This is a genomic window from Streptomyces sp. (genome assembly GCF_036566765.1).
GTDB lineage: Bacteria > Actinomycetota > Actinomycetes > Streptomycetales > Streptomycetaceae > Streptomyces.
Map to the genome: position 1 here is coordinate 1 of NZ_DATCVQ010000529.1, position 10,300 is coordinate 10,300.

At 69.4% G+C, this 10,300-nt stretch carries 7 protein-coding genes and 1 pseudogene; 4 read left to right on the forward strand and 4 right to left on the reverse strand.

The annotated features are described in order from the left end of the window. Nucleotides 1–14: 14 nt before the first annotated feature. Entirely contained in the window at nucleotides 15–299 is a 285-nt protein-coding gene (locus VIU94_RS30625; RefSeq protein WP_331916289.1) for an anti-sigma factor family protein, read from the reverse strand. After that, nucleotides 299–1,864, reverse strand: coding sequence for an MFS transporter (locus VIU94_RS30630; protein ID WP_331916291.1), 1,566 nt, complete (start codon nucleotides 1,862–1,864; stop codon nucleotides 299–301). The genes VIU94_RS30625 and VIU94_RS30630 overlap by 1 nt, the downstream gene beginning before the upstream one ends. A 339-nt stretch (nucleotides 1,865–2,203) precedes the next feature. On the opposite strand from VIU94_RS30630, the gene VIU94_RS30635 reads away from it, so the two are divergent. Beyond that, nucleotides 2,204–3,724 (forward strand): FAD-binding oxidoreductase, encoded by a 1,521-nt coding sequence (locus VIU94_RS30635; protein ID WP_331916293.1) that lies wholly within the window; start codon nucleotides 2,204–2,206, stop codon nucleotides 3,722–3,724. 56 nt (nucleotides 3,725–3,780) lie between these two features. On the opposite strand, the gene VIU94_RS30640 is transcribed toward VIU94_RS30635, so the two are convergent. Both VIU94_RS30640 and VIU94_RS30645 read right to left on the reverse strand, forming a co-directional pair. After that, nucleotides 3,781–6,834 carry a glycoside hydrolase family 3 N-terminal domain-containing protein gene (locus VIU94_RS30640; protein ID WP_331916294.1) on the reverse strand — a complete coding sequence of 1,018 codons (3,054 nt, stop codon included), beginning with the start codon at nucleotides 6,832–6,834 and terminating at the stop codon, nucleotides 3,781–3,783. Between the two features lie 119 nt (nucleotides 6,835–6,953). Continuing rightward, nucleotides 6,954–7,513 (reverse strand): annotated as a pseudogene (locus VIU94_RS30645) (LacI family DNA-binding transcriptional regulator); the annotation flags it as partial. Nucleotides 7,514–7,913: 400 nt separating this feature from the next. On the opposite strand from VIU94_RS30645, the gene VIU94_RS30650 reads away from it, so the two are divergent. The 3 genes from VIU94_RS30650 to VIU94_RS30660 form a co-directional block, all read left to right on the forward strand. Further along, nucleotides 7,914–8,516, forward strand: a complete 603-nt coding sequence (locus VIU94_RS30650) for a TetR/AcrR family transcriptional regulator (protein ID WP_331916296.1) — start codon at nucleotides 7,914–7,916, stop codon at nucleotides 8,514–8,516. Further along, a complete protein-coding gene (locus VIU94_RS30655) occupies nucleotides 8,513–9,394 on the forward strand; it encodes an alpha/beta fold hydrolase (RefSeq protein ID WP_331916298.1) in 882 nt (293 codons plus the stop codon). The genes VIU94_RS30650 and VIU94_RS30655 overlap by 4 nt, the downstream gene beginning before the upstream one ends. 97 nt (nucleotides 9,395–9,491) lie before the next feature. Then, nucleotides 9,492–10,300, forward strand: an 809-nt coding sequence (locus VIU94_RS30660) for a class II aldolase/adducin family protein (protein WP_414721040.1), incomplete at its 3' end; no start/stop codon positions are given.

Below are 10,300 nucleotides of genomic sequence, written 5' to 3' on the forward strand. Positions count from 1 at the left end.
CCACCGAAACGCAATCAGCGTCGGCGTGCCTCGCGAAATGTCGCCATGAGCCGTTCACGCACGTAGGGGTCGAGGTCCGCGACGTCCGCCGTGCTCAGTCGTCCGGCGAGCGCGGCCACGGTTCGCCACTGGGCGAGCGCCGCCCGACAGCCTGCGCAGGTTTCGAGATGCGCGTCGATGCGTTGGCGGGAGCGGTGCGGTAGGGCGCCGTCGAGATAGGCGGTGATCAGTTCCACGAACTCGATGCACCGCTGGTCGGCTTCGTCCGCGTCGCCGTTCTGCTGCTCTGCCCCGGCCATCACGACGCCCTCTCCTCGACGTACCGCTCCAGCCGGGCTCGTACCAGCGCACGAGCTTCATTGAGACGGCGGCTCTCGTCCTCGGGGTTGATGCCGATGATCTGGGCGGCCTCGGCGGGCGACCGGCCCTGGACATCCCGCAACACGATGACCCGCCGCAATTCCGCGGGCATGTCTACGATCACGGCGCGTACTTCGGCGAGGACCTCGTCACTGTCGAGGTCGAGGCCGGACGTCTCCCAGGCGACCGGCGGCACCGCCCAGTGGCCGGGCCATTGTGGGTCGTCGTCCGGGAGGAACCGGTCCGCCGGGAACGCGGGCTCCGGTGCCCTCGCGGCGGGCACGGCCGCCGGAGGCGCCGGCGCCGCGGGCAGCACCACGATCATCAGGATCCCCGACGCGACCGCGACCCCGCCGAACACCCAGCCCGCGTCGCCGACACCTTCTCTGTCGCTGACGAACCCGATGACCAGCGCGAAGGGCACGAAGGCGAGCCAGGTGAGGGTGCTGACGCCGGACGCGACTCCGGCGCGAACGGTCGACGGCACCGCGTCGTGCAGCTGGTGCATCACCGGAATGCTCACCGCGACGACCGTGAGGGTGAGAAGCACCTGGGCGACGATCACCAGCGCCGCGGTGTTGCTGGTCGCGAGCACCACGCAGCAGCCCACCATCAGCGCGGACAGGAACGTCACCGGCCGGCGTCGCCTCATCCAGGCATGTGCTCCGAGCAGACCGCCGATGCCGAGCGCCGAGGTCAGGGCCGCCCAGTGCGGTCCGTACCAGAACGCCGGGACGGCCAGCGCGACCAGCCACAGCGGACCGAACTCCAGCATGCCCTGCATCAGCAGCGCACCGGCGACCGTCAGTGTGATCACCAGACGAAGCCGGCCGCGCTGGAGCAGTACGCGGTAGGTGGTCGCGATCTGACGGCGCAGCGGCTCGGCCTCCTCGGCCTTGTGGAGCCGCGGTTCGCGGAAGAGGTACACCGCGACGGTCGCCGCAACGAGCGGCGGCACGGTGAGGAAGTACGTGTCCCGCAGGGAGAGGGCGTCCGCGATTGCGCCGCCGGCCAGTGCGCTCGCGACGAGGGCGACGCTTTCCATCAGCCGTACCCGCCCGATGACCCGCTCGAAGGCGTCGCTGGATCCGGTCTCCTCGAGCACGGTGTCGTAGACCATCGAGTCCAGCGTCCCCGACTGCATGGCGAAGAAGATCCCGAGGAAGAAGGCCGCCACCATGTACGTCGGAACGTTCTGGCTCAATCCCCCGATCACGACGCTCGCCACCGCTGCCACGCACGCGAGGACGAGCACGCCGCGACGGCTCCACCGATCGGCGAGCAGGCCGGACGGCACCTCGAAGATCGGCACCACCACCGAGTACACGGCCGCCATGACGCCCACGCCGGCCGCGTCGAAGCCGATGTCGGTCATGAAGAGTTTCTCCACCGGCACCCACAGCGCGACGTTCTGCAGGAAGGCCGCCGCGTACAGCGGCGCGAGTCGCCGGCGCAGCCTCCGGGGTACGGGCATGTCCGGACCTTCGAGCAGGGTGTCACTCATCCACGGATCCCTCACCGTCCAGGTCGCGTCGCAGCACGAGGCCGCCGGGAGCGTGCAGCGGAACCGGGCGTCATCGTCCCCTTGTCACCGGCCCCGCATGGGCAGGCGCTCCGCGGGGGCACCCCTGCCGATTCGCCTCTACACCCACATGCGCGAGCGCTCGCGTGAACCGGCCACGCCCTGGTGCGCCGTACTCCCCTTCCTAGGGGCGCTCCGACAGCATGATCCACGCCGGGGGCCGTGCTCATCGCTGCGACGGACGCTGCCTCGGGCCTACGACCATGCCCTCGTGCCATGCCATGCCGAAGGTCTCGGGGGTCGCCGAAGAGAGGAAGCACCGTGAGCGTCAGCCGTCGGACCGTACTTCGAAGGGGAGCTCAGGCGACAGCGCTCGGCCTGACCACAGCCTGGGCGGGAGGGCACGCCGCCGCCTCGGCCGAGGTGACCGGATCCCCGCGCGGCCACGGTCCCGACGGTGCGGCCTGGCGCGCCCTCGCCGGCAGCCTGAGCCCGGGCGCGACGCTGTATCGCCCGACGAGCGAGGACTACCGGCGGCAGGCCCTTCCGGACAACCTCCGCTACGCGGGCGTACTGCCGGCCGGCATCGTCGCCTGTGCGACGGAAGGCGATGTGCAGGCGTCCGTACGCTGGTCGGCGGCGCACGGCCTGCCCTTCGCACCGCGCTCCGGCGGTCACAATTACGCCGGATATTCCACCACCCGCGGCCTGCTCATCAGCCTGCGCCGGATGAGCTCGGTGGCAGTCGACGGCACCCGGCTCCTGCTGGGCGGCGGGGCCACCAACTCGGACGTCTACGCCGCGAGGGCCGCGAACCTCTACTTCCCCGGCGGACGCTGCCCCGGAGTGGGGGTCGCCGGGCTCACTCTCGGCGGCGGCCTGGGCTTCAACGACCGCAAGTGGGGCCTGACGTGTGACCGGCTGGCCGAGACACGGGTGGTCCTCGCGGACGGCTCGCTCGTCCGGGCGTCGGCAACCGAGAACTCCGATCTGTTCTGGGCCTGCCGGGGCGGGGCGGGCGGCAACTTCGGCGTCAACACCGGCTTCGTCTTCGACGCGACGTCGGTCGCCGATCAGGCGGCCACGGTCTTCGAGCTGTCCTTCGACCCGACCGTCGCGGTCCGACTGATGGACGTGCTCCAGGAGATCCTGCGTTCCGACGGCGGCAACGACTTCGACATCCGGATCGGGTTCAAGAACCCCGGCGACGGAACGCCCGCCGCCATCGCCCTGCTGGGCCAGCGACTGGGCACGCAGGACGAGTTGCGGCGGCTGCTGGCCCCCGTACTCGAACTCGGGCCGTCCAAGCAGTTCATCGAGCAGCGCCACTTCTGGGACGCCCAGGACCACCTCATGGAACGGCCCGGAGCGGGAAGCGCCGGCGCCTCCAAGTCCCTGGTACCGAACCGGTGGCTGGCCCCGGGAACCGTGGAGTCCATCGTCGAGTGGGTCCGCGCGTGGCGTCCCGGCGCGCCGTCCGGGAACGCCGGCTACGTCACGCTCTTCGCGATGGGCGGCAGCAGCGGCGAGCCGACCGCCTCCGACACGGCCTACCCGCACCGCGACGCCACCTTCGTCATCGACATCGGCGCCCATTGGTCCCCCGCCACCCCGCCCGAGGTCGTCCAGGACCTGCTGGCCCAGACCCGCGTCATGCACCGGATCCTGAGCCGTGACCTGCGGACCTCTGCGGCGTACGTCAACTTCCCCGACCCCGATCTGCGCCAGTGGCAGACCGCGTACTACGGCTCCAACTACGACCGCCTCGTCGCGGTCAAGCGCCGCTACGACCCCACCGGCCTGTTCCGCTACGGCCAGGCGATCGGCGGCGCGGGCGCCTGAAGGCCGTCGTGTCCGGGTCCTCCAGGAGCCGTGTGGCTCCTGGAGGACCCGACCGGCTACGCCGCCCGGTAGGCGGTGATCAGGAGCTTGACCGCGCCGTCCAGGTCACCGGTGGACAGTTTCCGGTCCGCTTCCGCGAAGGGCTTGGCGAAGGCTTCGGTGATCTTGCCGGCGGCCTTGGCCTGGGCGATCAGACGGGCCTTGCCGACGAGGGCGCGGCCGGTCGCCGTCTTGCCCTGGCCGGCCTCTTCGGCGGCAGCGGCGGCGATCTGCAGGGCCCTGAGGGTGAGTTGGCCGCCCTTGGGGATGTCGGTCCTGGTGGTGAGGCCCCAGCCGTACGGGTACTGCGGGTCGTACGAGGCGTCGCCGACGTTGATCGGGAGCGGGGTGTCGGACTTGGGCCAGGTGACCGGGAGCTGACCGGTGAAGGGGCGCGCCCCGTAGAGGACGTCAGCGACGCCGTCGCCCTCCGTGCCGGGGAGCCAGGAGGCGACCAGGGCGTCGATGTCACCGAGCTGGTCGGAGACGGTCTGGGGGCGGCCGGAGACGATCAGGACGGCGCACTTCATGGCACCGCAGACCTTGGTGACGGCGGCCTTGTCCGCGTCGGAGAGCAGCAGGTCGTGGCCGTTGCCGACGTCGCCGATGCCTTCCGCGTACGGCTGCTCGCCGACGACGACCACCCCGACGTCGTAGCCGTCCGTGGCGGCGGAGGCGTCACGCGAGTACGTGACGGCGTCGCCGCCCTGCTTCTTCATGGCCTCCAGGATCGTCGTGCCTTCGGTAGTCCTGCCTGAGGAGCCCTGCCAGGAGATGGTCCAGCCGCCTGCCTGGTTGCCGAGGTCGTCGGCGTTGGAGCCGGCGACATAGACCTTCTGGGTCGGCTTGAGGGGCAGGACGTCGCCGTCGTTCTTCAGGAGGACCTGGGACTTGGCGGCGGCCTCGCGGGCCACGGCACGGTGTTCCGCCGACCCGACCTTGCCCAGGCCGGAGGTGTCCGCGTAGGGCTTCTCGAAGAGGCCGAGCTGGAACTTCTGGGTCAGGATGCGGGTGACGGCGTCGTCGATACGTGCCTGGCCGACCCGGCCGGTCTCGACCTCTGTCTTCAACAGGCGGGTGAAGTCCTGGTAGTTCGTCGGGACCATGATCATGTCGAGGCCGGCGTTGACGGACGTACGGATGTCGGAGGCGTAGTCGCCGGGGAGCTGGTCGATGGCCTGCCAGTCGCTGATCACGAAGCCCTTGAAGCCGAGCTTGTCCTTGAGGACATCGTTGATCATTTCGGCGTTGCCGTGCATCTTGACCGGGCCCTGGTCGTCGCCGATGACGTCGAGGGAGGAGTACGACGGCATGACGGTGCCGACGCCGCGCTTGACGGCCTCCTTGAACGGGGCGAGGTGGACGGCTTCCAGTTCCTGCCTGCTGACCGTGGTGATGCCCTGGTCGAGGGTGTACGAGCCGGTGGTCGACGAGCCGTATGCGGTGCCGCCGTCCCCGAGGTAGTGCTTGGCGGTGGTCAGGACCTTGTCGTTGCGGTCCAGGTCGCTGCCGTCGGCACGTCCCTGCATGCCCCGGATCACGGTCTCCATCTGCTCGACCAGGGCGGCGTCCTCGCCGAAGGCCTCGTAGGAGCGGCCCCAGCGTTCGTCGCGGGTCACGCAGACGCAGGGGGCGAAGTCCCAGGGGATGCCGGTTGCGCGGACCTCGGAGGCGGTGACGGCACCGGTCTTCTCGGCGAGCTCGGGGTCGCGGGTGGCGCCGATGTTGATGTTGTGCGGGTTGATCGTCGAGCCGATGACGTTGTTGTGGCCGTGGACCGCGTCGACGCCGTAGACGAGGGGGATCTGGTAGCGGGTGGCCTGGGCGCGCAGCTGGTAGGAGTCGACCATCCCGGCCCATGCCGCGGCGGTGTTGGGGGTGGGGACGGAGCCGCCGCCGGAGAGCAGGGAGCCCATGGCGTACGAGGCGATGTCGCCCTGCTGCTTGAGGGCGCGGCGTTCGGCCTGGGTCATCTGGCCGATCTTCTCGTCCAGGGACAGCCTGGACAGCAGGTCCGCGACGCGCTTCTTCACCGGGAGCCGCTTGTCCTGGTACGGCAGGCCGTGCGCGTCGATCACGACGGCCGGGGTCTCGGCGGGGGCTTTCGCCCCGGTCACGGTGAGCTTGAGGGGAGCGGTCTCAGCGGTCTCCTGCTTGATCGCGTCGCTCTTGGTCCCGACGGTGATCTCGTGGGTGGCGCCCGAGGGCGTACCGGCAGGGAAGGTGTATGTGCCCTTGGCCGCGTTGAAGTCGTCGGTCTCGGCGACCTCGTAGTCGAGGGTGACCGGCTCGTCCAGCGGCACCGCACCCGTGGTGTTGACGGCGAGCGCGACCTTGGCCGTGCCGCCCTCCTTGACCGGGTAGACCGGCTTGTCGGTGGTGACGGCGGCCTTGAGGGCCGGGTCGGCCTTGCCGTACAGCTCCATGCCGTCGAGGGCGAAGGAGCCGGGGGCGCCGGTCGGCACGGTGAGGGCGTAGCCCCACATCCTGTCGAGGCCGAGGACCTGGTCGATGCCGCCGACGGGCTGGTAGTCGCTGCGGTAGACGAGGTCGGCGAAGGGGATCTCTACGAGGTGCCAGCCCTCCCAGTCGTCGGTGAAGGAGGTGGTCCACAGCTCGGAGGCCTCGCCGTTGGCGCCGCCGTCCTTGATCTCGAAGTTGATGCGCTTGCCGGAACCGGGCGGGAGCGGCGCGGTGTTCTGGCCGTACCACCAGAAGCGGATGCCCTTGTGGGCGGTCCAATTGTGGGCCGGCTGGTCGAAGGCGAAGTCGTGGGTGAAGCCTCCCCAGCCGGAGACGTTGTAGGCGCCCTCCATGACGTTGTCGCCCTCGGGGGCGTCCTCGCGGGGGACGATCTTCAGGGTGGGGTGGTCGTCGGCGTCGCTGCCCCAGGTGAAGATTCCTTCGGCGGGCGGCTGGGCGAAGGGGATCTCACCCTCGAAGCGGTCGATGGGGACGGGCGCCGGCTCGTCGGCGGCCGTGGCGGTGGTCAAAGGAAGGAGGGCGGCGAGGACGGCGGTGGCCGCCAGATACGTGGCGCTGTGTCTTCTGCCTGATCGGCGGTTTCTCATGAACTGCTCGCTCCTGACGTCAGTTGTCGTGCTGGGCCTCGGGGCGGCCGGTCAACCCGGCGGGGTTCAGGCTGAGTTGCGGACGACCAGTTCGGTCGGGAGGACCGTGCGGAGTCGTGGGGGCCGGCGATGACCAGCGGACTGGTGCGGCCGCGCTCGCGCAGACGCCGGGCGGCGGCTGCGCCTCCCTCGCGAATGGCAGTGGCGACGGAGAGGGACGTTTGGGGTGGTGACCGCGGTCGTCGATCAGCACGACCGGGAGGCCCTGGGCGTAGAGCGAGGCGATGGTGTCCATGGTGTTCTCGGGCTCCACGACCAGGAGGCCGTCGAAGGCTCGCGCGGACACCTGGCCGGTGAAGCGCAGGACCGATTCCTCACCCCGGTTGCAGGTGAAGAGCAACAGCCCGTACCCGGCCGCCTCGACGGTGTCGACGACGCCCTGGAGCACCTCGCCCATCCGCGGCCAGGTCAGCGAAGGCACCAGCATGCCGACCGTGCGGCTCGGCCCACGGGCCAGGTCCACCGCACGTGAGCTGGGCACATAGCCGAGCTGACCGATCACTTCCCGTACCCGTGGCGCAGTGGAGCGGTCGACCTCACCCCCGGTGTCGACAACCCGCGAGACGGTCGTCTTGCTGACCCCGGCCTCACGGGCGACATCGGCGATCGTGACACGCATCGGGCCTCCTGGGCGCGGCACTGACGGGTCCTCACGCCAGAGGAGGTTCCCCGTGAGCGTTGACTCTGAGAGCGCTCTCGGAACCCGTTCCGGCATTGGTGCGGTGAGTTAATCGGGCTCACAGAATGTCGTCAAGACTTCACGCCAACATTCGCCACATCGCGGCCTCGGCCCACGATCCAGGGGCTGTGCGTTCACTTCCCGAACAAACTCGGTCGGTGGATGGTGTCGGGCCAATCAGATGCCGGATGAGGGGTGCGGCTGCCACGGGTCTTGTGGCACCCGCCCTCAGCCGATAGCTTCCTCCATCGGATAGAGGTTCCTATCGGATAGGAACCTCTATCCGATAGGAACCTCTATCCGACGTCGTCGATCGCCGTGACGAGGACAGGTGGGACGCATGACGAAGCGCGTGACCAAGAGACGACTGGAGACGAACGAGCGGCTGCTCGACGCGGCCGAGCAGGCGTTCGCCGAGCATGGGTTTCACGGGGTCTCGATCTCGGATCTGTGCGCACGGGCCGGCTATACGTCCGGCGCGTTCTACTCGAACTACGCGTCCAAGGACGAACTCTTCCTCGCACTGTTCACTCGCCGCTCCGAAATCGTCCTCAAGCAGCTCGGGGAGGCCGTGGACCAGGCCGTCGTCTCCGAGCATCCGATCGCCACGCTCATCGAGTCGGCGAGCGTCGTGGACGAGGAGACACGGACCTGGTTCCTCATCTCCACCGAGTTCACCCTCTACGCGATCCGGCATCCGGAGGCGGCCGAAGCGCTCGCTCGCCACGACGCGGCGATCCGGGCGGCCGTCGCGGAGCTGATCGCACCGCTCCTCGCGACCGCACCGAGCAAGGTGACCGAGGCGGATCTCGACATGCTGGTGCGCTTCGTCGTCGCCGTCCGGGAAGGCGGACTGGCGCAGAGCCTGGTGGAGCCGACCGTACTTCCGCACGGCGAACTGGAACGCCGCTTCCTTCCCGCACTCTTCGAAGGGCTCTCATGACGACGATCGATATCGAGCAATGGTGGTCCGAGGGTGATCGGGTCCGGCTCACCGTCGCCGGAGTCCCCCGCGAGGTGTTCGTTCTCCGGATCGGCAGCGGCCCTGTGATGACCCTCCTCCACGGGTTCCCCAGCTCGTCGCACGACTGGGCGCAGGCGGTACCCGTTCTCGCTGCTCACCACACCCTCCTCATGCCGGACTTCCTCGGCTTCGGCGCGAGCGAGAAGCCGGCCGATCACGATTATTCGATCCATGAGCAGGCGGACCTCGTGGTCGCGTTGTGGCGGCACGAGGGGGTGCTCTCGACGGATCTCGTGGCACACGACTACGGCACCACCGTGGCGCAGGAGCTGCTCGCGCGCAGCACCGAAGGGTCGTTGAACACAGAGATCACGAGCCTGACGCTGCTCAACGGCGGCATCTACCCGGAACTCCACCGACCGGAACCGGCCCAGTCGGCGCTGCTCGACCCCGAGATCGGCCCCCAGCTCAGCGCAGCGCTCAACGCCGAGCTCATGGCCGCGGCCCTCGCACCGACATTCGCCGAGGGCTACGACCCGAGCGCCGACACGGCCGAGATGTGGAAGGGCATGAGCCGCGCCGACGGCCACCTCAACTCCCACCGACTGATCCGCTACATCGACGACCGGACCACCCACCGCGACCGATGGGTGGACGCCATGGAGAGAAGCGACCTGCCCAAGACGTTCATCTGGGGCCTGCTCGACCCCGTTTCGGGCGCGCACATCGCCGAGCGGATCGCCGAGCGCATGCCGAACGCGACGCTCCATGCCCTCGCGGACGTCGGACACTGGCCCCCGCTGGAGGCGCCGCAGCGTGTCGCCTCCCTGATCCTCGCCGCGGGAGAAGGCGAGTGAGGGTCGAACGGACCTGAGTGCAGTTCGAACGCGTCGACGTCACCACGCCCACGGCCTCCTGACGGCATCTCCGCAACCGAGAGGGACGAAGAAGACCATGACGACCACTCAGCGCCACGCCCCCGAGATACTCGACCTGATCCGGGCCAACATCGGCCCGATCCCCGACGACTTCGATCTCCCGCTCCCGCCCATGGGGCTCTCGGTCGAAGAAGAGCGCGACGTACGCAAGCAGGAACTCGCCGCCGCCTTCCGGGTCTTCGGCAAGCTGGGGTTCTCCGAGGGGGTCGCCGGGCACATCACCGCCCGTGACCCCGAGTTCCCGGACACGTTCTGGGTCAACCCGTTCGGGATGAGCTTCAACCAGATCAAGGTCTCCGACCTGATCCGTGTCGACCACGAAGGCAACCTCCTGCACGGCAGGCGACCGGTGAACCGTGCTGCCTTCTGCATCCACGCCGAGGTCCACAAGGCCCGCCCCGACGCCGTCGCCGCCGCGCACGCGCACTCCCTCCACGGCAAGGCGTTCTCCACGCTCGGGATCCCGCTGGCACCGCTCACCCAGGACGCCTGCGCCTTCTTCGAGGACCAGGGCCTCTACTCGGACTACCGCGGAGTCGTGAACGACACCGAAGAGGGGCGTCGCATCGGCGAGGCGCTCGGTTCGGCGAAGGCCGTGATCCTGAAGAACCACGGCCTGCTGACCGTCGGCCAGTCGGTCGCCGCCGCCGCGTGGTGGTTCATCACGATGGAGCGGTCGTGCCAGGCGCAACTCCTGGCCATGGCCGCCGGCACCCCGCACGAGATCGACCGGGAGACCGCCGAGCAGGTCCGCGCCCAGATCGGCGGGCAGCTCGCGGGGTGGTTCCAGTTCCGTCCGCTGTGGGACCAGATCGTCGCCTCTTC

Coding starts and splice junctions, on each gene's coding strand:
- VIU94_RS30655 (WP_331916298.1), top strand. CDS start 8,513: ATGACGACGATCGATATCGAGCAATGGTGGTCCGAGGGTGATCGGGTC.
- VIU94_RS30625 (WP_331916289.1), bottom strand. CDS start 299: ATGGCCGGGGCAGAGCAGCAGAACGGCGACGCGGACGAAGCCGACCAG.
- VIU94_RS30650 (WP_331916296.1), top strand. CDS start 7,914: ATGACGAAGCGCGTGACCAAGAGACGACTGGAGACGAACGAGCGGCTG.
- VIU94_RS30630 (WP_331916291.1), bottom strand. CDS start 1,864: ATGAGTGACACCCTGCTCGAAGGTCCGGACATGCCCGTACCCCGGAGG.
- VIU94_RS30640 (WP_331916294.1), bottom strand. CDS start 6,834: ATGAGAAACCGCCGATCAGGCAGAAGACACAGCGCCACGTATCTGGCG.